This is a genomic window from Paenibacillus sp. FSL K6-1566 (assembly GCF_038050475.1).
Lineage (GTDB): Bacteria > Bacillota > Bacilli > Paenibacillales > Paenibacillaceae > Paenibacillus_AQ > Paenibacillus_AQ lactis.
The window spans coordinates 5,200,574-5,227,378 of record NZ_JBBOSR010000001.1 but is presented as its reverse complement, the minus strand read 5'-3'; the positions used below and the strand labels follow the sequence as shown (position 1 = coordinate 5,227,378).

Below are 26,805 nucleotides of genomic sequence, written 5' to 3'. Positions count from 1 at the left end.
GGCACCGAGGCTAAGATCTAGAAAAGACACAAGACAAAAGTCAACAGGGTCATAAGAGCAAGAAAAAACATGTAGAGAGAAAAAACACAACACATTCTCGGGTTATAAAAAAGGGGGTAACGGAGAATCATGACAGACGCCATCTTTATCGCGCTCCAATTATTTTTGGCCGCGGTGGGTGTGTACCAGTTCGTATTCTCTTTGTTTGGTCTGATCAAGAGAAAGAAGAAAAAGCACTTTGCACCGAATAAATCCTTTGCAGTCCTTGTGGCTGCACACAACGAAGAGCAGGTTGTCGGGGCTCTTATGGAGAACCTGAAGCAGCTCAATTATCCGAAGGAACTGTACGATGTATTCGTCATCTGCGACAACTGTACAGACCGCACAGCCGACATCGTCCGTTCGCATGGGATGAATGCGTGCGTGCGCACGAATCAAAATCTTCGCGGGAAAGGGTATGCCATCGAGTGGATGCTCAAAGAGCTCTGGGCGATGCCTCGTCAGTACGATGCGGTCGTCATGTTTGACGCCGACAATCTGGCGGATCCGAATTTCCTGATTGAAATGAATAACGACCTTTGCTCGGGAGCGAAGGTCATCCAGGGATATATCGACACCAAGAACCCTGAGGATTCCTGGATCACGGCCGCTTACGGCGTATCCTACTGGTATATCAACCGTCTGTGGCAGCTGTCCCGCCACAATTTGAATATGGCCAATTTCCTTGGCGGCACCGGCATGTGCTTCGAGACCAATCTCCTGAAGGAGATGGGCTGGGGAGCTACGAGCTTGGTGGAGGACTTGGAGTTTACGATGCGCAGCGTGATGCGCGGCGTATATCCGAAGTTCAACTATGACGCCAAAGTGTTCGACGAAAAGCCGCTGACGTTCAAGGCTTCGGCCAGGCAGCGTCTGCGCTGGATGCAGGGTCACTTTACGGTTGCCCGTCGTTATTTCTTCCCGCTGCTGTGGCGTGCCATTAAGGAGCGCAGCCTCGTGAAGCTCGATTTGGCGCTGTATGGGGTCAACGTGTATATCGTCCTGCTGACGTTCGTGCTGACCGCCATCATTTGGGTCGATAATTCGTTCTTTGACGGTCCGAATATCGCGAACCTGTACGGGCATTTGCCGATCTGGCTGAGCTTTACGGCGATTGCGGCGAACGTGTTCACCTTCATGATCGCAATGATCCTGGAGAAGGTGAAGTTCAAGAAGGTATACCTGTACCTCGTCCTGTTCCCGATCTATCTGCTGTCTTGGTATCCGATTACCGTCTATGCCTTCTTCACGCAGAACAACAAAACATGGAGCCATACCGAGCATACACGTGTCGTTCGGCTTGAGGAAGTACAGAGCAAGCAAGGTTAATTAAATTTTGCGAGCAGTGTTGACATAGTCCAGTGTACTTGTTATACTGTTCTAGTCTTTGTAACAGAATATTCTGATTGCAAGTAGAAGCACCGCTTCTCACCTGACCGACATAGGTTGGCTGGTTTGATCACGAAATCAATGAATGGATTAAGTTTCATTTTTGAATGAGTTATCAAATAGGGATGTCGGTGGTTGAACCGTCATCCCTTTATTTTTTTGCAAGCAGGAATCACAAGTTATCTGGAGGTGGAGGACTATCAGTAAGGAACATATGATCAATGACGAGATTCGGGCCAAGGAAGTACGTTTGGTCGGCCCGGAGGGTGAACAGATCGGGATCAAGCCGATTCGTGAAGCACTGCAGATGGCAATTGATCTCAATCTGGATCTGGTGAACGTGGCCCCTCAGGCGAAACCGCCGGTATGCCGCATCATGGACTACGGTAAATTCCGCTATGAGCAGCAGAAGAAAGAGAAGGAAGCGCGCAAGAACCAGAAGATCGTGGATATCAAGGAAGTATGGTTCCGGGCCAACATTGAGGAGCATGATTTCCAGACCAAGCTCCGCAATGTCGTTAAGTTTTTGAAGGACGGCGATAAAGTGAAATGCTCCGTGCGTTTCCGCGGTCGTGAAATCACCCATGCGAACATCGGCCAGAAGATTCTGGAGCGCGTGAAGACGGAAGTGGCGGACCTCTGCGTCGTCGAACGTCAGCCGAAGCTGGAAGGCCGCAGCATGATTATGATTTTGGCTCCTAAAGCCTAAGAGAAATTAGAGGAGGAAGTACAACAATGCCTAAAATGAAAACACACAGCAGCCTGAAAGGCCGCTTCAAGATTACTGGTACGGGTAAAGTTAAACGTTACAAAGCTTACAAAAACCACTTGCTGTCCCACAAATCCAAGCGTGCGAAGCGCGTATTGTCCAACAGCCCAGTAATGGCGCCTGGAGATGTTAAACGTTTGAAGCAAGGTCTGGCTAACTTGAAATAGTAAACAACATTTATTGGGAGGTCTTTTGATATGGCACGAGTTAAAGGCGGATTTGTCGTTCGTCGTCGACATAAAAAAGTATTGAAGCTTGCTAAAGGTTATTTTGGTTCCAAACACCGTATTTTTAAAACTGCAAACGAGCAGGTTATGAAATCCCTCGTTTATGCATACCGGGATCGCCGTCAAACGAAGCGCAATTTCCGTAAATTGTGGATCGTTCGTATTAACGCGGCTGCTCGCCAAAACGGTCTGTCCTACAGCAAAATGATGCATGGCCTGAAGCTTGCTGGCGTGGATATCAACCGCAAAATGCTGGCTGATCTGGCTGTGAACGATCTGAACGCATTCAACTCTTTGGCAACCGTTGCTAAAGAAAAAGTGAACGCTTAATACTACATGTATGAAGAAACCGCCGAATTATTCGGCGGTTTCTTTGCGTATATCAGGATATCTTAAGGATTCGGCAATGCTGGTTAATTCGGTATCTTTATACATGAAATCGCCGTCTATATTTGCTGTTTAGGGCCATGAAACAGGCAAGCCTCCCCCTTCCGGAATAGATTGAAATGTATATTACCTCAAGGAGGGATTTTCATGGAAAAGCCTGTCAACAAGGCGAAACTGAAGTCGTATGTGGGCAAGCGGATTGTTGCGTATAAGAAAGACGGAACTATGGTGACAGGCAAATTGGTTAAGGTATCCGGGAGCCGTTTGTTCGTTGAACCGGGCGGCAAGCAGGTAAAGACCAAAGCCATCGTTCCTCTCGTGCTGTTCGACTTGCTTGCGATCGGCACCGCGCCTTACGCTTACGGCGGGTATCCCGGATATGGGGGATATCCCGGATATGGCGGATTCTACGGCCCTGGTTACGGCGGGTTTGGCGGACCGTTCGGCGGATTCTTCTGGTAAAGACTAGGGATACCACACTTTTTCCATTTCGTAGCATTGGCTGGTTGAGATGATTCGGGTTACCGTATAACCGAGCTTTCTGTAAAAGGCGAGCCCGCCCCGGTTCCCGACGTCTACCATCACCTTCGCTCGCTTGCAACCGCGGGATACAGCGAAACGTTCGGCATGCTCCATCAGGCGGATGCCCCATTGCTTTCGCTGTACGGCGGGTGCGACGGCCAGCATATCGATATACAGCAGCTCGCCATGCACCAGGAAGTGGATGAAGGCGAGGACTCGATCCTCCTGTCCGGCTGCAACGAGGGTTACGCCGCGCCGTAATCGGGCAGGGATATCTTTGCGAATCGCATGGATCTCCTTCGGGCTCATATGGGAAAGAGGGACGAGCTCGGATTCGATCAGCTGCAGAATCATGACGTCATCCTGCCCGGGTTTCCAGTAGCGGATCATCGTTATTTCTCTCCCTTCTCTCGCCGAGGTTTGCTGCTCAATTTATCATATGTACCAGGCTCTGGGAGCGTGTTTTGCGGCAATGGCCGGAAGCTTCGAATTGCGTAGTGAATGAAAACCTCTCATGCGAAGTAAAATAAATGTGTTGACTTCTGGATTGGAACGATCATATAATGTTTCTAAACATTTTAACGAATATATCCAATCGGCAATGATGAGGACGAAGTTTAAAGGGCTCTTTTGCTCAGAGAGTGGATGGATCTGCTGAAACCACCACCAAAATCCCTTTTATACGAGCTCACCTCGGAGCTGTTTTCCTGAAAGATGCTAGGCTATGACTTTACCGCATTAAGTCGTAACAGCATTTATTAGGGAAAATCGTGTAAGTCCACGTTACGGACTGCAGATATTGAAGAGCTGGTGTTATGCGAGAGCCTTCATACCTGCTGAGGCTTTACACTGCGAGGTGTAGAGCAAACATGGGTGGTACCACGGAAGCCAGAACCTTTCGTCCCTCACACGGAGATAATCCGGGTGTGGAGACGGAAGGTTTTTTTGTTGCTTGGATCATGGTGGAAATTAGAGCATGCCAATATTTGAGAGGAGGATGACTGATGAGCGCGCAAACTCCAGAAGTGCGGTCTACAGAACAATTACGTGAGAAATGGATGAAGCCTGAAGTGATTACCGGATCGGAAATCTTGCTTCGGAGTCTTCTGCTCGAAGGTGTCGAGTGCGTTTTCGGATATCCGGGCGGAGCCGTCCTGTATATCTACGATGCAATGTATGGTTTTGAGGATTTCAACCATGTCTTGACTCGTCACGAGCAAGGCGCCATCCATGCAGCCGACGGATATGCCCGGGCAAGCGGTAAAGTAGGTGTATGTATCGCGACCTCGGGACCGGGGGCAACGAACCTCGTAACCGGGATTGCAACAGCCTATATGGATTCTGTTCCGCTCGTTGTCATTACCGGTAACGTAGCAACGACGCTGATCGGAACGGATGCCTTCCAGGAAGCGGATATTACAGGCATCACGATGCCGATCACCAAACACAGCTATCTGGTACGGAATGTCGAAGATCTGCCGCGGATCATCCACGAGGCCTTCCACATCGCGTCCACGGGACGTAAAGGGCCGGTGCTGATCGATATTCCGAAGGACGTATCGGCGGCAACGACGCTGTTCAAGCCGGAAGATACCGTCCACCTGCGGGGCTATAACCCGCGAACGGTACCGAATCGTCTGCAGCTCGACAAGCTGGCCCGCGCGATCGAGGATGCCGAGCGTCCAATGATTCTTGCCGGCGGCGGCGTCATTTACTCCGGCGCGCACGAAGGGCTGCTGGAATTCGTTAACAAGACGGGCATTCCGATCACGACGACGCTGCTCGGGCTGGGCGGATTCCCGACGGGACACGAGCTCTGGACGGGCATGCCGGGCATGCATGGCACGTACACATCGAACCAGGCCATCCAACAATCCGACCTGCTGATCAGTATCGGAGCGAGATTTGATGATCGCGTTACTGGCAAACTGAACGGATTTGCACCGAATGCCAAAATTGCCCATATTGACATCGATCCGGCGGAGATCGGCAAGAACGTGCCAACCGATATCCCGATTGTCGGGGATGTCAAAACCGTGCTTGAAATGCTGAATCCGCTCGTCGGATATGCAGGCAAGGCGGATGCTTGGAGAGACCAGATCGGTAAGTGGAAGGCGGAATATCCGTACCGCTACGTGGATTCGGATACCGTACTCAAGCCGCAGTGGGTTATCGAAATGCTGAACGAGACGACAAAGGGCGAGGCGATCGTAACGACGGACGTCGGACAGCACCAGATGTGGGCGGCGCAGTATTACAAATTCAACCAGCCGCGTTCATGGATCACCTCCGGCGGCCTCGGCACGATGGGCTTCGGATTCCCTTCCGCCATCGGCGCCCAAATGGCCCATCCCGACCGGCTCGTCATCTCGATCAACGGGGACGGCGGCATGCAGATGTGCTCCCAGGAGCTTGCGATCTGCGCCATCAACAACATTCCGGTCAAAATCGTGGTTATCAACAACCAGGTGCTTGGCATGGTTCGCCAATGGCAGGAACTGATCTACGACAACCGTTACAGCCACATCGATCTGGCGGGCAGCCCGGATTTCGTCAAGCTTGCTGAAGCTTACGGTGTGAAAGGTCTTCGCGCCACGACGAAAGACGAAGCGCACCGCGCTTGGGCCGAAGCGATGGAAACGCCGGGACCGGTGCTCGTCGAGTTCGTGGTCGAGAAAGGCGAGAACGTGTATCCGATGGTACCGCAAGGGTCGACGATCGATCAAATGCTGATGGGGGATGCGTAAGATGAGTACAAAACATACCATTGCCGTACTAGTAAACGACCAGCCGGGTGTCCTGCAGCGGGTTTCGGGACTGTTTGGCCGCAGAGGCTTCAACATCGAGAGCATTACCGTGGGGCAATCGGAGGAGCAGGGGCTGTCGCGGATGGTCATCGTGACGACAGGAGACGACACGACGCTGGAGCAGATCGAGAAGCAGCTATACAAGCTGATCGATGTCATCAAAGTCATCAACCTGAGCTCCAAGCCGATGGTCGCAAGGGAGCTTGCCCTGATCAAGGTCAAGGCGGAGCCTTCCGCCAGACCTGAAATCATGGGCGTTGTCGAGACCTTCCGGGCTTCGGTCGTCGACATCGGTACCTCCAATCTGATGGTTCAGGTTGTAGGCGATACCGTGAAGATCGATGCGATGATCGAGCTTCTAAAGCCTTACGGGATCCAGGAGCTGTCCCGGACCGGGGTTACCGCGATGATTCGCGGTAATGCGTAATCATCCGTTCGCTTTTTGACGCTTTTCGCTTCTGAGCTTCAAACCATCAATATCAGCAGACACCTGCATGGCATGAGCGGGTGTTTCAGCAGACCGGGCCACTAAGCCGGGTCGATTGAAATACCCGCTCATCATGAAGGGTCTTTAAAATTAAAGGAGGACTTATCCAAATGGCAGTTACTACTTATTATGAACAAGATGCAGAGCTTAGCGTACTTAAGGACAAAACGATCGCGGTAATCGGCTACGGCAGCCAAGGGCATGCCCAAGCACAGAACCTGCGTGACAGCGGTCTCCAAGTGGTGATCGGTCTTCGTGAAGGAAAATCCTTCGACAAAGCGAAAAACGACGGGTTCGAGGTGCTTTCTGTAGCGGAGGCTGTAAGCCGTGCGGATGTCGTTCAAATCCTCATGCCGGACGAAACGCAAGCGTCGGTGTACAAGAATGACATCGAGCCGAACCTGAAAAAGGGTGCAGCTCTGATGTTCTCCCATGGCTTCAACGTTCATTTCGGCCAAATCGTGGCTCCTAAAGACAACGACGTCCTGCTCGTAGCTCCTAAATCCCCGGGCCACATGGTTCGCCGCACGTATGTTGAGGGCTTCGGCGTACCTGGATTGATCGCGATCGAGAAGGACGCGACCGGACAAGCTAAGGCAATCGGCCTTGCTTATGCTAAAGGTATCGGCTGTACCCGTGCAGGCGTTATCGAAACATCCTTCCGCGAAGAAACCGAAACCGATCTGTTCGGTGAGCAGGCTGTACTGTGCGGCGGCGTATCCGCGCTGATCAAAGCGGGTTTCGAAACGCTTACAGAAGCCGGTTATGCTCCGGAAATGGCTTACTTCGAGTGTCTGCATGAACTGAAGCTGATCGTCGACATGATCTATGAAGGCGGACTTGCGAACATGCGCGACTCCATCAGTAACACTGCGGAATACGGCGACTACGTAACAGGCCCACGTATCGTTACCGACGAAACGAAGAAAGCGATGAAGGAAGTATTGTCCGATATTCAACAGGGTAAATTCGCACGCGACTTTATTCTCGAGAACCAATCCGGCCGTGCATTCCTGACGGCTACTCGCCGCAACGAGTCCGAGCACCAGCTTGAAGTCGTTGGCGCTCAGCTTCGTGAAATGATGCATTGGATCAAGAAATAAGAAGATTCAATGTCATTAGAAGATTCTATGGCTTCCAGCCTTTTCTACGGGACGGGTGAACAGCCTGGAAATGACAGATTTAAAAAAAGGAGGAACCGCTAGTAAGGCGGCTCCTCCTTTTATTTGTATTGGCCGAGGACGGTTATGGCCCCACCGGAGAAAGCTAGCGTGTAAGCAGATGTGTTCCGGTACTTTCGCTCCGACTGAAATCGTTTAACGCTGCGAGGGGCTCATATTGTGAACAACTTGTCCAAAGTGGCGTTATTTTTACAGGATGTTCCGGGATTTGCGTCTTACCAGGCGTAAGCTTGCGGCGCAGGGCCACCCGGACCAGGGAAAATTTCATCCAGCCGCTTCATAGCCGATTCGTCGAGCTCCACCTCGAGGCATCTCAAGGAGCTTTCGAATTGTTCCAAAGTACGCGGACCGATGATTGGCCCAGTGACGGCCGGATTTTTAAGAAGCCAGGCCAGTGCCACGTTGTCCTGCGGCTCTCCGAGCTCCTGGCAAAGTGCGGCGAATTGCTCCAGCTGGGCACGGTGCTTCTCGATCCGCTCCGCATTGCCGCCGCTTCTCGAACCCTCAATCTTCTTCAGCGCGTTGCGCCCCAGCAATCCGCCGTCGAGCGGACTCCAAGGAATTACGCCGAGACCGAGGCTCTGCGCTGCTGGCAGCACTTCAAGCTCAGGGAGCCGGCAGGTCAGGCTGTACTTATGCTGCTCGGATACCAGACCAAGGAAGTTCCGGTTTTTGGCAGCGGCTTGAGCAACGGCGATGTGCCAACCGGCGAAATTGCTGGAGCCGACATAGCCGATTTTTCCCTGATGCACCGCGACCTCAAATGCTCCCCAGAGCTCGTCCCATGTTACGGATGAATCCACGTGATGCATTTGATACAGCTCGATATGATCGGTCTGCAGCCGCTTCAGCGACCCTTCAAGATGGCGCCGGAGCTTGTAGGCGGACAAGCCGGCTGCATCATTGGGACCGTCGAGTGGATCGCTCATCGACCCGTAAAATTTCGTGGCCAAAATGACCTTTTCCCGACGGCCGCCGCCCTGCTTGAACCACCGCCCGATTATCGTTTCGGTCAGCCCGGCGTTCTCGCCCCAGCCGTAAACATTAGCGGTGTCGAAAAAATTCACGCCGGCATCCACCGCCGCATCCATGATGCGAAAAGCTTCCTTCTCATCCGTGGCAGGTCCGAAATTCATCGTACCGAGACACAGACGGCTGACTTTCATGCCGGATTTACCTAGAGAGGTGTACTGCATGAGGGGATCATCTCCTTGGTGGGTATTGGTAATAAAAACGATTACATTTCTATTGTAGCGCATGAACAGAGAAATGTAACCAAAGCGGTGCGGGTAACGTTAATAAAGGAAACGGAGGATTTTTATAAGGAGGGACGAGCATGAGTTCTCGTTGCCGAAACGCAATCCGCTTGCGAAAGCTCTCGTTATTTGGATTGGTGGCGGTATTACTTGCGATTAGCGCTTGTGACAATTCCCCTGCAGCCCAAACGGACGAGAACGCCCATAGAGCATTGCCGGAGTTGTCGGATGAGATACCCGCAATTCAAAATGCAGCATATACAGAAGGCACCAGGCGGTTGGTCCAGGATACTTTTGATTCGATCCAAACGATCCAGAATAAGATCCGGAATGAAGGGCTGCCTCCTTGGATGATGGAGACGGAGGAAGTGCGTATTTCGCTTGCGGAATATGTCTTCACCCTGAAAACTAAAGAGCTGATCTATGCCCTAAATCAGTTGACCGAGAAACCTTCGGGCGAGGAGGTGCTGCGGCATATGATTACCGAGGCGCTGACCGTGCACCATGCAAAACAAATTGGAATCACCGTAACGCCGGAGGAAGTCAAGGGTATGATCGACATGCAGAGGCGTGCGATGAAGGACACCGGCCCGAAAACATCCGCGGAGCAGCTGACCTTATACATTATGGAGCAGCGGATCCGAATCACGGGACTGAGCGAGGAGGAGTTTTGGAACAGCGAGGAGTTATACAGCGCGTACGAGGCGGCGATTTACATGAATAAGCTTATGGGACATATCCTTGCGGATGAAGACCTGAAAGGGACGGAAAGCTATGAGGCGCTTCAGGCGGAGCTTTATAAGGATTTCCGGAAAAAACATCGCATTAAAGTGCCCGATCTAAGCGAGTTGGAGACGCTATAACGGGCGGACAAGCAAGCTGGCGGCTCCTCCAGCTCGCTTGTTTTCCATGCTCACTTCTGGACCGGGTTATGGCTGCCAAAGCACGGCCAGCAGCCATAACACCTCGAATCGGCATCCGAAGTCCCCTGGTGTGCTGGTGAAGGACAGACAGGCAGCAGGCCCCATCGGAGCGACACCCGAATTCTCAGGGCGGCAGCTGAACCGAAGGTTAGAAGACGCTCCATCGCCGCAACACCGAAGGTCCCCAAGGTGGCTGCTGGGTGCAGCTCAGGCAGTCGGCCTCATCGAAGCAACACCTGAAAGTACCCAGGGTGGCTGCCTAAGCGGAGCCAGGCAGCCACCCCATTCCCACCCCAAGTGAGCCGAAGGGAACGCGGGCCCCCAAGAGCTTCGAAGCAGCGGAGAGGACGAATCGATTCCGGAAAAGCGGAGCGTTCGCCTTTGGAGCCGAATATCCACCGCTAAATATATAATCATGAAATTCGGCGACAACAGCGATTGGAGGAAGGATACGTACTCGGAGCAACCCCAGCAGCAGTCAAGATACATCATCCGAGCTTCCCCAGCAGCAAGCAGTGAGATACGCCATCGGGGGAACCCAATCAGGCAGCAGAGCTACGCATTGCCGCAAAACCCGAAGGTCCCCAAGGTGGCTGCTGGGTGCAGCTCAGGCAGTCGGCCTCATCGAAGCAACACCTGAAAGTACCCAGGGTGGCTGCCTAAGCGGAGCCAGGCAGCCATCCCCTTCCCACCCCAAGTGAGCCGAAGGGAACGCGGGCCCCCAAGAGCTTCGAAGCAGCGGAGAGGACGAATCGATTCCGGAAAAGCGGAGCGTTCGCCTTTGGAGCCGAAATTCCACCGCTAAATATATAATCATGAAATTCGGTGACAACAGCGATTGAAGGAACGATACGTACTCCGAGCCCCCCCAGCAGTAAGCAGTGAGATTCTAACCGGAGCAACCCTAACAGCAGTGGAGGAATCCCACCAGCAGCCAAGAAACATACTCAACTACGTCCAGTAAGTGGTCCACACATCCAAGCGACACCTAAAGTTTCAGGGCTGCCGAAGTGCAGCCAGGCAGTCGGCCCCATCGCCGTAACCCCCAATATTCCCCAGGGTGGCAGCCCAAGCGGAGCCAGGCAGCCATCCCCTTTCCCACCCCAAGTGAGCCGAAGGGAACGCGGGCCCCCAAGAGCTACGAAGCAGCGGAGAGGACGAATCGATTCCGGAAAAGCGGAGCGTTCGCCTTTGGAGCCGAAATTCCACCGCTAAATATATAATCATGAAATTCGGCGACAACAGCGATTGGAGGAACGATACGTACTCGGAGCAACCCACGAAACTCCCCACGAAACTCCCCACGAAACTCCCCACGAAACATCCCACGGAACTACCTCGGAACACCCCTCGAAGCACCCTCCCCAGCAGTAATACCTCCGGTCACATCGCCAACGCGTTCCCTACGGATCACTCCCCCACTTATAGGCAAAACAAATTAAGTTCATAGTTTCTATATCTTGGTCACCGTGAGGGAAGTATGTTACAACAGTAACTAGATGACTTTACGAGAAGCGTATTATAAATAAGGAGTGACTAACCGATGGCAGAAACGAAGAAAATTGCCGTAATCGCCGGGGACGGAATCGGTCCTGAGGTCGTGGCGGAAGCGGAGAAAATTATAAAGCGGACCGAAGAGGTCTTCGGATATTCCTTCACGACGGAGCACGCGCTGTTTGGCGGCATCGCCATTGACGAGAAAGGCACGCCGCTTCCGGAGGAAACGCTGAGCGTGTGCAAAAGCGCCGATGCCGTGCTGCTTGGAGCGGTAGGCGGTCCGAAATGGGACAACAATCCGAAGGAGCTGCGCCCGGAAACCGGATTGCTCGGCATTCGCAAAGAGCTCGGTTTATTTTCGAACCTGCGTCCGGCTGTCATTTTTGACTGCTTGAAGGATGCCTCGACGCTGAAGCCGGAAGTGCTTGAAGGCACGGACCTGATGGTCGTGCGAGAGCTGACAGGCGGCATCTACTTCGGAGAGAAGTTCAGACGCGAAGGTGCCGGCGGCGAAGAAGCGGTCGATACCTGTGTTTACAATACGGCCGAGGTGGAGCGGATCGTGCGCCAAGCGTTCGAGATCGCCCAGAAGCGCCGCAAGAAGCTGGCGTCCGTCGATAAAGCGAACGTGCTGGAAACCTCCCGCCTCTGGCGTGAAACGGTCAACCGCATCGCGCCGGAATATCCGGATGTGGAGCTGGAGCATGTGCTGGTGGACAACTGTGCGATGCAGCTTCTGCGCCGCCCGTCCAGCTTTGACGTCATCGTGACCGAGAACATGTTCGGAGACATTCTGAGCGATGAGGCGGCAATGCTGACCGGATCCATCGGCATGCTGGCATCGGCATCCATGGGCGAAGGAGCATTCGGCCTGTACGAGCCGGTTCACGGTTCGGCGCCGGATATTGCGGGACAAGGGCTGGCCAACCCGATCGCGACCATTCTGTCGGTTGCGCTCATGTACCGCCTGACCTTCGGCTATGCCGATGCGGCGGACGCGATCGAACGCGCGGTAGCTGAAGTATTGGATGCTGGACACCGGACAGCAGACATTGCCGTCGATAAGAGCAAAGCGCTCAGCACTACGGAGATGGGCGACCTGATCGCGGCGGCCATCCGATAATCTGCTCACTGTTCAAGGAAAATTCTTATTTATAATAATTATAAAAAAGTAACCTCTATAATCTTGACTTTGCCAAGCCTCGATGATAACATTTCTAGTGAATGTTCGTGGGAACATAGATTTGTTACACATTTTAATATGTTCTACATATGTTAAGGAGGAATTCAATCATGGCAGAACGTTTGGTTGGTAAAGCAGCTCCAGATTTCACGATGGAAACCGTATCGGGAGACGGTAAAGATTTTGGAAAAGTCAGCCTGTCCGACTACCGCGGTAAATGGCTCGTATTCTTCTTCTATCCGCTCGATTTCACTTTCGTGTGCCCGACTGAAATCACGGCACTGAGCGATGCTTACGATCAATTCAAAGCATTGGATACCGAAATTCTTGGTGTAAGTGTTGACTCTATCCACAGCCACAAAGCTTGGATCAACACATCCAGAGACGCTAACGGTCTGGGAGCATTGAACTTCCCGCTCGCTTCGGACATCACGAAGAACGTAGCAAGAGACTACGGCGTTCTGATCGAAGAAGAAGGTGTTGCACTTCGCGGCCTGTTCATCATCGATCCAGAAGGCGAACTGAAATACCAAGTGGTTAACCACAACGACGTGGGCCGCAGCGTAGAAGAAACACTGCGCGTGCTTCAAGCGCTTCAATCCGGCGGATTGTGCCCAATGAACTGGAAACCAGGCGACAAGAACCTGTAAGCCTTTGTTGACATCCGAAAACCCTCATCATCTGACAATTTGTTCAGAAGATGGGGGTTTTTTTGACAGAGTGTTCGGGCCGGAAACAGGGAACACTGGTGTTTAGACAACCGATATTTCGTTGATATATAATAGGAAAAACTAGTCTTCTCGTAACCAATTAGGCTTAAAGGCCCAAATTTTGTGAAGCCACCGACGGTTGAAGGAATTAGAGGGCATGAAAGCGAATACAATATGGGAAACGGTGGAGAATTGATGGAGGAGGGTGAACGGTATGAGTTTTTGCTGTGGGGCTAGTATGATGGGTACAAAGGGTACACTTAAGCATTATCGCACTCAAGTACATAATGTTCCCCTGCTGCTGTGTCCGGTCTGCCATCGCGTTGAAGTACATCATCGCGTTGAGAACGAATATGAGATCCTTGCCGAATATGCTCATGGGGACGGTGCCTCCCAAGTAGATTTTCAGGATTATGTGATGGAAGATGAAGATGCGATTTTTGAAAATGTGGTCAACCGGGAATCGGAGGATCCTCTTACCGTTGTTCAAAGCCAGATCGATATGTCGCTGGATCTCCTCGCCGTTGCAAAATGGATGCAGGACGAAAAGTGGCAGGGTGAACTGAAACGGCGACTGGCTGTCATGAGCCAGCGAAGACTCCGCCTACAGAAGCAGCCGTAATCAGTGACCTGTATAAGCCTCGTTCTTCGGGGCTTTTTATTTTTGGTATATTTTAGGGTGTTTCAAATGTGAGGAAAATGGGTATAAACTTCTTATTGTTGTTTGAAGCAGAGTTAAACATACATAAGAGGCATGTCTTTAGTCGGAATATTGGTATTTTTATGAAGATATCCATTTTTCGACAGGATTTCTGATTGACGTTTCTTTCCCATGATGACTATCATGAAAGGAAGCAGATTCAGACTGCTAATGATTCAAAGACGGACAAACTGTTTTTTGCAACAATTGATTGTCGGTTTGGTGAGTTCAACTTTTCATGAAAAGGGGGAGCCATCTTGTTGAGTCAAATCCGTGAATCTGAGCTGCAGGCGATTCGGTCATTTCATTCGAGCCAGCTAATTAGGAACAAGTATGAGAACATACTGGAGAATCTCGACAGCGGGATCATCCTCTTTGATAGTGAGGGTGTACTTGCTTTTGTCAATGTTCAAATGGCAAAATTGCTTGGCGTACCCCGCAAATCGCTAACCGGTTGCACATTAACCCAGCTGCTGCGTCATAAACAGCTGTCCCGATTTAAGAAGAAGAAAATCCTCCGCATTTTCAGGGAGACCGTGTTCCATCGCAAGCGCTACCACGAACTCGTGGACGAGTATGGTCGGTCGTGGCTCATCACGATGACCTATGGGGACCAGATGGAAGGGGATTTTTTAATCAGCGTCAAGGATGTTTCGGATTTCAAGCGAATTGAGCAGACAGCCTACCAGAACGACAAGCTTGCCATGCTCGGTAAAATCTCCGCCTCCATCGCCCACGAAATACGAAATCCGCTGACTTCGATCCGGGGCTTCATCCAACTGCTTCGCCCCCATCTGGTGAGTCTCGGCAAGGAAGAATATGCCCGGATTATACTGACGGAGATCGATCGGGCAAATGATATTATATACGAATTTCTGAATTCCTCCAAGCCATCCGCTCCGGAAACCAAGGTTGTAGCCGTATCCTCGCTGCTCAAGGAAGTCGTGCTTCTTACCGAGAGCGAGGCGCTGATGAAGGGCTGCCAAATTAACCTACATACAGAAGAGATGCCACCGGCGTTTATATCTGTCGATGTGAAGCAGATCAAACAGGTGATTCTCAACATTATCAAAAACGCCCTTGATGCAATCAATGAACAAAAGGTCGAGAATTTTACCGGCATGATTGATATTTCAGCCCGCGACAACGGTAAAAACATTAGCATCTGCATATCGGATAACGGGGCCGGCATGGATCAGAATACGCTGAACCATCTGTTCAATCCGTTTTTTACGACGAAGGAGAGCGGTACGGGACTGGGTCTGTCCGTCAGTTACAGCATTATTCGCAATCACGGCGGCTCGATTGCCGTGGACAGCCAGATCGGTGAAGGGACCGAGTTCGTGATCACATTTCCGAAGCTGGAGGCAACTGAGGGCCCAAAAGCACCAAATGTAAGGATATAACCCAATCGGAGCCAAGCTCCATAAGCAGAAAGCGGCTGTTCCGATGGAATGGTCTTTTTCTTTTTTCGGAAAAAAAGCTTTCTTATAATAGGGGGACTTTCTTCTTTACATTTCTCATCGGATTCAAGTATGATGAAGAGAAACTTGCCGAGAGGAGTTTAGCTTAGAATGATCAAGAGTAGTCAGACAAAGATTGTGGACTGCACCATTCGTGACGGCGGATTGGTGAATAACTGGGATTTTAGCGTTGAATTTGTACAGCAATTGTATGCGGGCCTGAATGAGGCTGGCGTGGACTATATGGAAATCGGTTATAAAAATTCGCCAAAGCTGCTGAAGGGCGCAGATCAAGCCGGTCCATGGCGCTTCTTGGATGATGATTTTCTGAAGGAAGTCATCCCGCATAAAGGCAAAACCAAGCTCTCCGCTCTCGTCGATATCGGTCGTGTGGACGAGGATGATATTTTGCCGCGCGAGGAAAGCCTGCTGGATCTGATCCGGGTCGCCTGCTATATCAAGGATGTGGATAAGGCGCTTGCGCTTGTACAGACCTTCCATGATCGGGGCTACGAGACTACCCTTAACATTATGGCGCTCTCCAACGTAATGGAGAATGAACTGCTGGAGGCTTTTGAGCTGATCAAGGAAAGCGTCGTCGATGTCGTTTACATCGTGGACTCCTATGGAAGTCTGGATCATAAGGATATCGAATACCTCGTCAATAAATTTAAAACGCATCTGCCGAATAAGCGCCTTGGTGTGCATACGCATAACAACATGCAGCTTGCGTTTTCGAATACACTCGTTGCAGCTGACCTGGGTGTGGAGCTGCTGGATGCGTCCGTGTACGGAATGGGACGGGCTGCTGGCAATTGTCCTACGGAGCTGCTCGTCACCCATTTGAAGGGAACCAAGTACGAGCTTCGCCCGGTTCTGGATATCATTGAGCGCTTCATGATCCCGCTGCGGGAGAAGGAGGAGTGGGGTTACATCATTCCTTACATGATTACCGGTACGCTGGACGAACATCCGCGGTCGGCCATGGCGCTTCGGGCATCGGAGGACAAGGATAAAGTTGTAGATTTTTACGATAAGCTGACGACACCGGAAGTAACCTTCGACAAAAAGAAATAACAATCGCCCTAACATTCGGTGGCTATTGAGATGGATAGGCAGCAGCGAAACTCTTGAGGAGGGAAGCTGCTGCTTTATTTTCCGAGATGATAATTTCCATAAAATACATGTTGAAATTATGAATACAGCATGGTATATTTATTTTTGTCTTCACGACAGTTACTGGATTATCGGGACGTAGCTCAGCTTGGTAGAGCACCTGGTTTGGGACCAGGGGGTCGCATGTTCAAATCGTGTCGTCCCGATTGGCTTACGAAATAGGCCCCGCAAAAGTAATCGAATATGCTCTGAAGCATAGCGCCGCTTTTGTGGGTTGATATGCGGGTGTAGTTCAATGGTAGAACTCCAGCCTTCCAAGCTGGTAGCGTGGGTTCGATTCCCATCACCCGCTCCATACTTTAGTAGACTAGAACCCTTGAGAATCAAGGGATTTTTTGTGTCGTTTAAACGTGATGGTCCGCTTGCTGATTTCATGCTTGCCATTGACAACCAGATTTGTTACAATGTCGGTGAATTCAATTCCAAGAATGCGAGGTAACCATAGTCCGATGAAGTAAGATACCCTTTTCTCTGACAACTGCAATGATGTTGCAGGCGTTTCTCTACGGTGCTGGAGAAGAGATTTGGTGTGTCTGAAAAATGGGATTCGGGGTGCCTTTTTTTATTTCCTGATTTAAAGGACTTCATTCCGGGTTGAACAGCAATTCCCACCCACGGTCAGCGGGTTTCTATTCGGATGTTCGGAATCCGAACACAACAGCCTGTATTTTGACTAGACAGCGCGTGTGCTGAATGCGGAGGGGGTGTCGAATCAATCCGTCCATTTCATAAACACATCCGCATCTCTTTCTCGATGATCCGCCGTAGGCCATGGCCTGCGGTTTTTTTAATGGATTTTTCAGGGAGGATGAGGTTATATGACGATGATCTTAAAGGCTAAGGATATAGGAATGGAGCTGCAGGGAAAGCCGCTGTTCGAGGGGATACACCTGGAGGTGGCAGAGGGGGAGCGCATCGCCCTGTATGGACGAAACGGAATGGGGAAATCCACGTTGCTGTCGATCCTGGCAGGAGAGCGCCAGCCGACGAACGGGACGGTCGAGGCTGTACTGCCAAGGGAACGATGGGGCTGGATGCGGCAGCAGGATGAGCCTGACGAATCCGAGATGACGGCGCTCGAAATGGTTCGCAGCCGCAGCGAATCGTCCCTTTGGGAGCTTAAGCAGCAGCTTGCAGCTATAGAGAAGCAGATGCAGGCAACTGACGCTGATGCTATGGATCGGCTGGTTGAGCAGTACGGGAATCTGTTAGAGCGCTATGAGTCCGGTGGAGGCTTCCAGTGGGAGACTGAAGTCGAGAAGGCCATGACGATGCTCGGCATCGGGCCGGACGTATGGCCTGTCCCCTATAAAGAGCTCAGCGGTGGACAAAAGACCAAGGTGATGCTGGGCGCTCTGCTCGTACGAAACCCCAAATTTTTGCTTCTGGATGAGCCGACCAATCATCTCGACAGCGAGAGTCTGGTCTGGCTGGAGCAGTGGCTTGTTTCCTCATATAAAGGGACCGTGCTGTTCGTATCCCATGACAGGGAATTCATCGACCGCGTCGCCACCACGGTGTGCGAGCTGTCCGCCACCGAGCTGCGGAGGTATCGGGGGGGATACACGGATTACCGTAGGGAGAAAGAGCGTGAGCTGCGTGAGCAGGAAACCCTCTACCGCAAACAGGAGCTGGCCCGCAAAGCGCTGGAGGAATCGATTCGCAGATATGAGGAATGGTTCCATAAAGCGCACAATTCGGCAGGGGATGGAGATGTCCGGATTACGGCTAGCTACTATAAAGCTAAAGCGAAGAAGAACATTTCGCGATACCATGCCAAGGAGAAGGCGCTCGAGCGGCTGGAAGCGGAGCGTGTAGATAAGCCGCGGAGCGATCCGAAGCTGAAAATGGAGCTGGAAGCGGAGAATATCGGTGCCAGAACCCTGCTGCGCGTGAAGGAGATGAGCTTCGGATTCGGAGACCGCCTGCTGTTTGACCGTTTCAGCTTTCAGTTGAACCGCGGGGATCGTCTCGCAGTCCGGGGGCCGAACGGAAGCGGGAAAACGACGCTGCTTAAGCTTCTGCTAGGCGAAATAACGCCGACGGAAGGAACCGTCGCCTGGCATCCTGCCGTCAAAATCGGGTACTTCTCCCAGCAGCTCGAAGGGCTGGAGGATGACATGACCTTGCTGGACAGTCTGCTTGCCATTCCTGGAATGACGCAGAGCCATGCCCGAACGCTGCTCGGATGCTTCCTGTTCCGCCGGGACGACGTCTTCAAGCAGATCGGTCAGCTCAGCATGGGGGAGAAATGCCGGACCGCCTTCCTGAAGCTGTATTTTAGCGGGGCCCATCTTCTGGTGCTTGATGAACCGTCCAACTATTTGGATGTGGATACACGCGAGGTGATAGAAGAGGTCCTCGTCCGCTTTCCGGGAGCGATTGCGCTCGTATCGCATGACAGATACCTGGTTCGCAAAGTCGCCAACCGGCTTCTGACTCTGCAGCCAGGCGGAGCTCCAGTCTGGTTCGAGGGGAGCGTGGCAGAAGAAGAGGAGCATATGGCCCGTGTCGGGGTGATCAGGGGAGATACCGACAAGGAGAATCGCAGGATGGAGCTGGAGTACCGGATTCAAGAGCTGCTTGGACTCTCGGCCGGAGAGGGTGGAGCCGAGCAGGCGGAGGATTGGCTCGCCGAAATCCGGACGCTCCGGAATGAGCTGGCCCGGCTGCAAGGTGAATAAGCGCGTGCCAATACGGGTAAACCTTCTTGTATAAGGCATTTCGGGTAAATGCAACTTGCCATATGTCGAAAGGTTGCATATAATATACCCTATAAATTCGATTTGCCATAGTGTTTAAATGCATGGATGGAGAAGAGTAGTCAGTGCTTCCGTACAGGGAAGAGATGCCGCAGATTGAGAGCGTCTCGATGGAATCAGGCTGGTGAAGTTCGCTCCGGAGCAGTTCCCTGAACACGGCAGAACGCCGTACAGTAGGGGATAACGGGTCCGATTCGTTACGTCGGTCAAGTGAGCATGTGTCCGCTTATATTAGGGAATGCCGGTGTGTTCAAGCCGCATTCTTAAGAAGCTGGTATGCTAACAAGGGTGGTACCACGGTCTTTTCGTCCCTTTCTGGGAGAAAAGGCCTTTTTTATTTGCAAGGAAAAAGGCAAGTACGAGTTCATGAAGGGGTGTGCGAACAGCAATGAAAGAGAAATTGGAAGCATTAAAGCAAGAAGCATTAGCACAGTTGCAGGACGTAAGCGATCCGCAACGCTTGAATGATCTGCGGGTGAAGTACCTCGGTAAAAAAGGAGCGCTGACGGAAATTTTGCGCGGCATGGGCCAGTTAAGTGCCGAAGAGCGCCCGGTGATCGGACAGGTGGCGAACGATGTCCGCGGAGCGATTGAGGAGGTCATCGCCAGCAAGCAGGAGGCGTTCCTCCAGCAGGAGACGGAGGAGCGGCTGCGCGCGGAGAAGGTGGATGTTACGCTGCCGGGAAGGAAGCTTGCGCAAGGCGCGATTCATCCGCTCAGCAAAGTCATCCAGGATATCGAGGACATTTTCATTGGAATGGGTTACCGCGTCGCCGAGGGGCCGGAGGTGGAGACCGATTATTTCAATTTCGAGGCGTTGAATTTGCCGAAAAACCACCCGGCGCGCGACATGCAGGACTCCTTCTATTTGACGGAGGATTTGCTGATGCGTACCCAGACTTCTCCAGTGCAAGCGCGGACGATGCTGGCGATGGAAGGGGAAGTTCCGGTTAAAATCATCTGCCCGGGCCGGGTATTCCGCCGGGACGACGATGACGCGACCCACTCGTTCCAGTTCCACCAGATCGAAGGTCTGGTCATCGGGGAGAATATCCGGATGAGCGACCTTAAGGGAACGCTGCTGCAATTCGTACAGGAAATGTTCGGGGAGAATACGCAGATTCGCCTGCGTCCAAGCTTCTTCCCGTTCACCGAGCCGAGCGCCGAAGTGGATGTGTCCTGCGTGAAGTGCGGCGGCAGCGGATGCCGCGTGTGCAAGCATACCGGCTGGCTCGAAATTTTGGGCTGCGGCATGGTTCATCCAAAAGTCCTGGAGATGGGCGGCTACGATCCGGAAAAATACAGCGGCTTTGCATTCGGCATGGGAGTCGAGCGGATCGCCATGCTGAAATACGGCGTAGATGACATCCGGCATTTCTTCAACAACGATACGGCATTTTTGAAGCAGTTCACGCGGATCTAACTTAAACAAGATAAGGGAAGTGAATACACAATGAGAGTTTCAACGGATTGGTTGTCCGATTATATATCGCTCGAGGGCGTTAGCGCCGAGGAGCTTGCCGGGCGGATTACGTCAGCCGGCATCGAGATCGACGTCATCGAGAAGCGGAATCAGGGCATCAGCAAGGTCGTCGTCGGCTACGTGAAGAGCAAGGAAAAACACCCGGACGCGGATAAGCTTAACGTCTGTGTAGTGGATGCGGGGCAGGAGGAAGACCTGCAAATCGTGTGCGGGGCAAAGAACGTTGACGCCGGACAGAAAGTGCCCGTCGCTCTTGTCGGCGCGAAGCTTCCGGGCGGCCTGGACATTAAGAAAGCGAAGCTGCGGGGCGTGCTGTCCCAAGGGATGATCTGCTCGGCCAAGGAGCTGGGCATGAACGATAAGCTGCTGCCGAAGGAGCTGCAGGAGGGAATTTTGGTGCTGCCTGCCGATACCGAGATCGGCAAGCCGATCGTCGATGTGCTCGGCTTGAACGATGAGGTGATGGAGCTGGATCTTACGCCGAACCGTTCCGATTGCTTGAGTATGCTCGGGGCAGCCTACGAGGTAAGCGCGATCCTTGGACGGGAGCTGAGCCTGCCAGAGCCGGAGAAAGACATCGTAGAGGTGCATGAGCGCGCAGCGGATCATATCGCAGTGACCATCGGCGCGAAGGAGCAGTGCACGCATTATGCAGCACGCTATATTAGCGGAGTTACGATCGCTCCATCCCCGTTGTGGATGCAGAACCGGCTGATGGCGGCAGGGATTCGCCCGATCAATAATATCGTCGACATTACCAACTACGTCATGCTGGAGTACGGACAGCCGCTGCATGCCTTTGATGCGGATCGCCTGGAGAACGGCGCCGTGCACGTTCGGATGGCCGAAGACGGCGAGAAGATGGTGACGCTTGACGGCCAGGAGCGTACGCTTGCTCCTCATATGCTGGTCATCGCGTCCGGCGGCAAACCGGTGGCCCTTGCCGGCGTTATGGGTGGCTTGGATTCCGAGGTTACGGACAATACCGTGAACATTTTCCTCGAATCGGCCAAATTTGACGGCGGCACCGTCCGCAAAACATCCCGACAACTGGGGCTTCGCTCCGAAGCCAGCTCGCGCTTCGAGAAGGAAGTGGATCCTGCGGCAGTTATCCCGGCATTGAACCGGGCGGCCTCCCTGATGGCGAAATATGCCGGGGGCAAGGTGCATCAAGGAATTGCCGAAGCGGGATCAGCGGCGTCCGAGCCGAAGGTGATCACGCTCTCGCTCGAGAAGCTGAACCGCTATCTCGGTACCGATCTGTCGCTGCTGGAGGTGAAGACGATCTTCTCCCGGCTGCATTTTGCAAGCGGTGATGCCGCTCAAGGGCTGGTGGACGTTCAAGTCCCTACCCGCCGCGGAGACATTACGCTGGATGTGGATCTGATCGAAGAGGTTGCACGCTTGTACGGCTATGACAACATTCCGACCACGCCGATCGAAGGGCCGACCACGCCGGGCTCCCTTACGAAAGCACAGGCGATCCGCCGCTCGCTCCGCAAGCTGCTGACGCATGGCGGCTTCCAGGAGGTGCTTGGGTACTCCTTCATTCATCCGAAACAGGCCGAACGATTTACCGCGTTGGAGCAAGAGGGCAAAGCGGTCAAGCTGGCGATGCCGATGAGCGAGGACCGCAGCGTGCTTCGGACCAGCCTGCTGCCGCAGTTGCTCGATATTGCCGCTTACAACCTCAATCGCAAGCAGCCGGATCTTGCGTTGTTCGAAATCGGCAACCTCTTCCACACGCATGAGGAGGTTCTGACGAAGCAGCCGCAGGAGCGTCCGGTGCTGGGTCTGCTGCTGTCGGGCCGGACAGGAGCGAAGCAGTGGAATGTGCAGCCGGCGAAGGTGGACTTCTTCGATCTGAAGGGTGCGATCGAAACCGTGCTGGATTATCTCGGCATCGCCGCAGATCAGATCAGCTATGAGGCGAACCAGCCGGCCGGCTTCCATCCTGGCCGCTCGGCATCGGTATTCGTCCAGCATGGAGGCAACAAGCAGCTTCTTGGCGTGCTGGGACAAATCCATCCGAAGCTTCAGCAGGAGCTGGATTTGGAGGATACCTACGCTGCGGAAATATTGCTTGCCCCATTGTATGAGCTGACCAATGACCGGGTGGCTTACCGTGACTTGCCGAGATTCCCGGGTATGGAGCGGGATCTGGCCATCGTGGTGAATGAAGAGGTTGAGGCAGGCTCCTTGATTCAGGTCATTCGTGAGAATGCCGGTGAACTGCTTCAGCAGGTTCAAGTATTCGACGTCTTCACCGGAAGCAAGCTTGGCGAAGGCAAGAAGAGCGTTGCGATTTCCCTGATGTACCGTCATCAGGATCGGACATTGACCGATGAAGAGGTTGCTCAGGTAACCGAAAAAGCCGTAACGGCGCTTCAGCAAACTTTTGGCGCAGAATTGAGAAAATAGCAGGAATTGTGAAAGCCCGCATCGAATCCTTTACACATCAGAGATTCGATGCGGGCTTTTTGTGGTCGAGCCTAAGATCGCTTGGAAGCGATTGTTTCGATCCTCGGTCCCGGAAGGTGCAGCATGAGCGTTTCTTCGCAGCATTTTTGCGCAAGAGTTGCATCCGGACGCCCGTTCGGTAGATAATGATAACCACAAGCGGCTATTGTCATAAATCAAGCTTCGGTCTGTGTCTCTACCATTCGTCTGCACTTGAGATCTCATATATAATGAAGGAAGAGGGATAGGCCAATACATCATAGATTGCACACATAATAGAAGGAGGGCACAACCGTGACAACACCGGATCGTAAAAGCGTCACCGTAGACATCTACGGGACTTCCTATAAACTTGTCGGCAGCAGCAGCGATTATACGAAACAGGTCGCAAGCTATGTGGACGAACGGATGCGCACCATATCCAAGGCGCACACCCGGCTGGATACTCCGCGAATTGCCGTCCTTGCTGCGGTACATATGGCTGAAGAAGCGCTGCAGATGCAGCATTATCAGAATGAGGCTAAGCAGCTTAATGCGGAGCGTAACGAGCTGCGTTCCGAGCTGGCGCGTGTTCAGGGGCTGCAGATTGAGCAGCAGGAAAGGCATCGCCAGCAGAGCGAGCTGATGGAACGCAAGCTTGCGGAGCAGACCGCTCTGGCTGAGGAATATCGGAGCGCGAAAGAGACGCTGACGGCTGAATCCGAGCGGACCAAGGAGCTGCTGCAGAAGGAATCTGCGCGTGTGTCTGAGCTGCAGCAGGATAAGCAGCAGCTGGAAGGGCAGCTGAAGAAGCAGCGCGAAGAGCTTGAGCGGCGGCACCAGCAGGCGCTGGAGGAAATGAAGCGGCGACATGAAAGCCAGCTGCAGCAATTGAACGGAACCCATAAGCAGGCGCTGGAGAAGCTGGAGCAGCAGTATCAGGCTTCCGCCAAGGAGGAAGCCGAGAAGCATGCCCAGCATGCCAAGAAGCTGGAGGAGTCCTTCAAGCAGGAGGCGCTTCAGAAAGACCGGCAGCATACAGCCGCCGTACAAGAGCTGGAGAAGCAGCTGTCGGATCAGCGAAGCCGGGGAGGTCAGCTGCAGTCGCGCCTGGCAGCGGCCGAGAAGGAGCTGGGCGTAGTCAAGAGCGAGTCCCAGAAGCTGAAGGAGGATTTGCTTCAGGCAAGGCAGCAGGTCAAGAGCGCCGAGCAGGAGCTGCAGAAGCTTCGGAGTCAAGTGCAGCAGCTGAGCGAGGAGCGGGACAGCCTGAAAGCCGAATCCGCCAAGTCGGAAGAGGAGCGGCGCCGCCTTCAGAAGCTCGTTGTGGATGCGAATCAGACTTCGAGGAAGCAGCAGGAGGAGCTGCAGCGGTTGAGCCAGGAGCTTCAGTCTTGGCGTACGCTGGCCGATCAGCGTAAAGTGGAGACCGGCGAGCTCGAGATGCGGATTGTGGAGCTGATGGAAGGCAACGAAAGCCTGGAGGAAGGCATGAGAGGCCTCCAGGATGAAATCGGCGTTCTGAAGGACGAAGCCGAACGCGCGAATGCCGATCGCAATGCGGCCCGGCAGGAATTGCTCGAGCTTCAGCACCGGTATGACGAGCTGGAGAAGCTGGGCAAGGAAGCGGAGAGCCGCGAGGAAGAAACGCATAAGCTCTATGCGATGCTCGAGGAGGAATACGATACGCTTTCAAGTCAGCTGGACGAGCTTCGCCGCAAGGCAAATGCAAGCGAGGAGCACAGTCAGGAGCTTGCGAAGCGATTAAGAGAGGCAGAGGAACGGGCGGCTCACTGGCAGGAGCAATGCGAGCAGTGGATGGCGGAGCGGGACCAGCTCGCGGAAGAGACGGAGCGGCTTCAGGCCGAACGCGAGGAATGGAAGACATCCCGGGACGCGCTGGAAGAGGAGCTGACTTCCTGGCAGCGAGAAATCGCTTCAGCTAAGGAAGCCTGCGAGCGAATGGAGAGCGAGAAGAAGGATGCCGAGGCGCAGTACGCCGAGCTGGGCGAGCAGTATGAGCTCGTTATGCATCAATACCGGCTGCTGCAGGCCGAACAGGAGCTGAAGGCGGAGCAAACCGCCCACCTTGAAGAAGAACATAAGAAGCTGAAGGAAGAGTACGCCAAGCTTCAAGTCGAATATAATGAATGGATTGAACTGATCGAGCAGGACCAGCGATAATCCGAGGGTCTGCTTCCGTATTCTGATCAGTACGGTTGTGGAATCATCCCATTCTTACCAGCGGCAAAAACCTCCGGTTGCACAGAGAGGAAGTTCTCTCTGGCAATCCGGAGGTTTTGTTTGCGTCTTGCTGCTGGTGCTATTCTTCAACAATAAGCTTGGAGATCATCGCGCCATGGCCGCTTCCGCACATAATGGAGCAAGAAATTTCGAATTCGCCCGCTTCGTCCGGGGTAACGACCGTGGAGTTGTTTTTGCGGTCAAGCTGCAGGCCCAGAGCCGGGATCATGACCCCATGATTGCCTTCCTCGTTCTCATACGTAATTTTGACGGGAACCCCTTTTTTCAGACGGTATTCCTCTTGGTCGAACTTGAAGTTCGTTCCCTTGATGACGAGTTCAGCTTCCGGCGCTACGCCTGTATCGGTAATGCCCGAATCTCCTGCGGATTCATTCTGATTTCCGCCGCCGCATGCAGCCAGCACAAGCAGAAGCATAGAAGATATAAGCAGTGCAATCGCTTTTTTCACTATGATCTCTCCCGACTATGAAATATTGGTGAACTTTACCTATCTGTTTTTTATCATAGCGCAGAAAGAGCGGGCATGCACATCGCTGTTATGAAAAATTGGTGAACTCAGCGCTTAAAAATATGTCTGAACAGGACAACACCCCCCTGTTAGTGGCAACAGGGGGGTGCTGAGAAATATCCGCCGTACTTTCGAAGAAGGGCGGTTAGCCGCAGGTGTGTGCTACGAATTCTTGCGGCGGCTCTTGCCGGCTTCAAACGGTGTGGCGACCGGGATGAACAAATCGATGATCCCGATAACGAGCGCGGCAATTAGAGCGCCCAATACGGAGACGCTGACGCCTCCAACGATAAATTGGGCAAGGTAAATGACAAGGGCGCTCACGAGAAAGCCTACGATCCCGCGTCCAAACGGGGTGACCCTCTTGCCGAAGATCCCCTCAATCGCCCAGCCAAACAGAGCGATAACCAGCGCAAGCAAGAGCGCACTTCCGAATCCGCCGACGGTGAATTGAGGAACAATCCATCCCACGACCATAAGTACAAGCGCGGCAACGATAAATCGAACGACGTGCCCGAGGAATTGCATGGTACTTGCCTCCTTAGAAATAGGACTAAGAATGTTACGCAGAAATTATTTTGTTCAATTGAGCCTGCGGTTATGTGTGGAAGGATTTTGGTTTCCATGGCGAATTT

At 52.9% G+C, this 26,805-nt stretch carries 22 protein-coding genes and 2 tRNA genes; 20 read left to right on the top strand and 4 right to left on the bottom strand.

Annotation, left to right across the window (positions count from 1 at the left end):
• The first annotated feature begins 129 nt into the window (after positions 1–129).
• The 5 genes from NST08_RS23180 to NST08_RS23160 all read left to right on the top strand — a co-directional run bounded on the left by NST08_RS23180 (position 130) and on the right by NST08_RS23160 (position 3,273).
• Complete coding sequence (locus NST08_RS23180) at positions 130–1,368, top strand: glycosyltransferase family 2 protein (RefSeq protein WP_007127237.1); 1,239 nt, start codon at positions 130–132, stop codon at positions 1,366–1,368.
• A 274-nt stretch (positions 1,369–1,642) separates the two neighbouring features.
• Positions 1,643–2,137, top strand: coding sequence for a translation initiation factor IF-3 (gene infC, locus NST08_RS23175; protein ID WP_007127238.1), 495 nt, complete (start codon positions 1,643–1,645; stop codon positions 2,135–2,137).
• 26 nt (positions 2,138–2,163) lie between these two features.
• Positions 2,164–2,364: a 50S ribosomal protein L35 gene (rpmI, locus tag NST08_RS23170; protein WP_007127239.1), complete on the top strand. Its 201-nt coding sequence runs from the start codon at positions 2,164–2,166 to the stop codon at positions 2,362–2,364.
• 30 nt (positions 2,365–2,394) lie between these two features.
• On the top strand, positions 2,395–2,754 hold the full coding sequence (gene rplT / locus NST08_RS23165) for a 50S ribosomal protein L20 (RefSeq protein ID WP_007127240.1): 360 nt from the start codon (positions 2,395–2,397) through the stop codon (positions 2,752–2,754).
• Between the two features lie 204 nt (positions 2,755–2,958).
• Positions 2,959–3,273: a hypothetical protein gene (locus tag NST08_RS23160; RefSeq protein ID WP_007127241.1), complete on the top strand. Its 315-nt coding sequence runs from the start codon at positions 2,959–2,961 to the stop codon at positions 3,271–3,273.
• A 3-nt stretch (positions 3,274–3,276) separates the two neighbouring features.
• Here NST08_RS23160 and NST08_RS23155 read toward each other — a convergent pair whose 3' ends face one another.
• The gene (locus NST08_RS23155; RefSeq protein WP_007127242.1) at positions 3,277–3,723 is read right to left on the bottom strand and encodes a GNAT family N-acetyltransferase; all 447 of its coding nucleotides are present in this window, start codon (positions 3,721–3,723) and stop codon (positions 3,277–3,279) included.
• Between the two features lie 614 nt (positions 3,724–4,337).
• Between NST08_RS23155 and ilvB the strand changes: the two genes are divergently transcribed.
• The 3 genes from ilvB to ilvC all read left to right on the top strand — a co-directional run bounded on the left by ilvB (position 4,338) and on the right by ilvC (position 7,730).
• Positions 4,338–6,080: a biosynthetic-type acetolactate synthase large subunit gene (gene ilvB / locus NST08_RS23150; RefSeq protein ID WP_007127243.1), complete on the top strand. Its 1,743-nt coding sequence runs from the start codon at positions 4,338–4,340 to the stop codon at positions 6,078–6,080.
• A 1-nt stretch (position 6,081) separates the two neighbouring features.
• Entirely contained in the window at positions 6,082–6,567 is a 486-nt protein-coding gene (ilvN, locus tag NST08_RS23145) for an acetolactate synthase small subunit (RefSeq protein ID WP_077567874.1), read from the top strand.
• A gap of 170 nt (positions 6,568–6,737) precedes the next feature.
• The gene (ilvC, locus tag NST08_RS23140) at positions 6,738–7,730 is read left to right on the top strand and encodes a ketol-acid reductoisomerase (RefSeq protein ID WP_007127245.1); all 993 of its coding nucleotides are present in this window, start codon (positions 6,738–6,740) and stop codon (positions 7,728–7,730) included.
• Positions 7,731–8,023: 293 nt separating this feature from the next.
• Here ilvC and NST08_RS23135 read toward each other — a convergent pair whose 3' ends face one another.
• Positions 8,024–9,004 (bottom strand): aldo/keto reductase, encoded by a 981-nt coding sequence (locus NST08_RS23135; RefSeq protein WP_210094430.1) that lies wholly within the window; start codon positions 9,002–9,004, stop codon positions 8,024–8,026.
• 140 nt (positions 9,005–9,144) lie between these two features.
• Here NST08_RS23135 and NST08_RS23130 point away from each other — a divergent pair, with 140 nt between their 5' ends.
• The 12 genes from NST08_RS23130 (at position 9,145) to NST08_RS23075 (ending at position 25,581) form a co-directional block, all read left to right on the top strand.
• Complete coding sequence (locus NST08_RS23130; RefSeq protein WP_210094429.1) at positions 9,145–9,927, top strand: hypothetical protein; 783 nt, start codon at positions 9,145–9,147, stop codon at positions 9,925–9,927.
• A 1,603-nt stretch (positions 9,928–11,530) separates the two neighbouring features.
• Entirely contained in the window at positions 11,531–12,607 is a 1,077-nt protein-coding gene (leuB, locus tag NST08_RS23125; RefSeq protein WP_007127248.1) for a 3-isopropylmalate dehydrogenase, read from the top strand.
• Between the two features lie 170 nt (positions 12,608–12,777).
• Complete coding sequence (locus NST08_RS23120) at positions 12,778–13,317, top strand: peroxiredoxin (RefSeq protein WP_007127249.1); 540 nt, start codon at positions 12,778–12,780, stop codon at positions 13,315–13,317.
• A 274-nt stretch (positions 13,318–13,591) separates the two neighbouring features.
• Positions 13,592–13,999 (top strand): hypothetical protein, encoded by a 408-nt coding sequence (locus NST08_RS23115; protein ID WP_007127250.1) that lies wholly within the window; start codon positions 13,592–13,594, stop codon positions 13,997–13,999.
• Positions 14,000–14,334: 335 nt separating this feature from the next.
• Positions 14,335–15,483: an ATP-binding protein gene (locus tag NST08_RS23110; RefSeq protein WP_210094428.1), complete on the top strand. Its 1,149-nt coding sequence runs from the start codon at positions 14,335–14,337 to the stop codon at positions 15,481–15,483.
• A gap of 168 nt (positions 15,484–15,651) precedes the next feature.
• Complete coding sequence (locus tag NST08_RS23105) at positions 15,652–16,617, top strand: aldolase catalytic domain-containing protein (protein WP_007127252.1); 966 nt, start codon at positions 15,652–15,654, stop codon at positions 16,615–16,617.
• A 171-nt stretch (positions 16,618–16,788) separates the two neighbouring features.
• Positions 16,789–16,862: transfer RNA gene (locus tag NST08_RS23100), tRNA-Pro, on the top strand.
• A 75-nt stretch (positions 16,863–16,937) separates the two neighbouring features.
• Positions 16,938–17,011 (top strand) — tRNA-Gly (locus NST08_RS23095).
• A gap of 523 nt (positions 17,012–17,534) precedes the next feature.
• Complete coding sequence (gene abc-f, locus NST08_RS23090) at positions 17,535–19,400, top strand: ribosomal protection-like ABC-F family protein (protein ID WP_210094427.1); 1,866 nt, start codon at positions 17,535–17,537, stop codon at positions 19,398–19,400.
• Between the two features lie 466 nt (positions 19,401–19,866).
• The gene (pheS, locus tag NST08_RS23085; RefSeq protein WP_007127254.1) at positions 19,867–20,901 is read left to right on the top strand and encodes a phenylalanine--tRNA ligase subunit alpha; all 1,035 of its coding nucleotides are present in this window, start codon (positions 19,867–19,869) and stop codon (positions 20,899–20,901) included.
• A 30-nt stretch (positions 20,902–20,931) separates the two neighbouring features.
• Positions 20,932–23,382 (top strand): phenylalanine--tRNA ligase subunit beta, encoded by a 2,451-nt coding sequence (pheT, locus tag NST08_RS23080; RefSeq protein ID WP_210094426.1) that lies wholly within the window; start codon positions 20,932–20,934, stop codon positions 23,380–23,382.
• A 333-nt stretch (positions 23,383–23,715) separates the two neighbouring features.
• On the top strand, positions 23,716–25,581 hold the full coding sequence (locus tag NST08_RS23075; protein ID WP_210094425.1) for a hypothetical protein: 1,866 nt from the start codon (positions 23,716–23,718) through the stop codon (positions 25,579–25,581).
• Between the two features lie 139 nt (positions 25,582–25,720).
• Here the strand turns inward: NST08_RS23075 and NST08_RS23070 are convergent, their stop codons facing one another.
• Positions 25,721–26,110 (bottom strand): cytochrome C oxidase subunit II, encoded by a 390-nt coding sequence (locus NST08_RS23070; RefSeq protein ID WP_210094424.1) that lies wholly within the window; start codon positions 26,108–26,110, stop codon positions 25,721–25,723.
• Between the two features lie 222 nt (positions 26,111–26,332).
• Positions 26,333–26,698: a phage holin family protein gene (locus NST08_RS23065; protein ID WP_007127258.1), complete on the bottom strand. Its 366-nt coding sequence runs from the start codon at positions 26,696–26,698 to the stop codon at positions 26,333–26,335.
• Between the last annotated feature and the right edge of the window lie 107 nt (positions 26,699–26,805).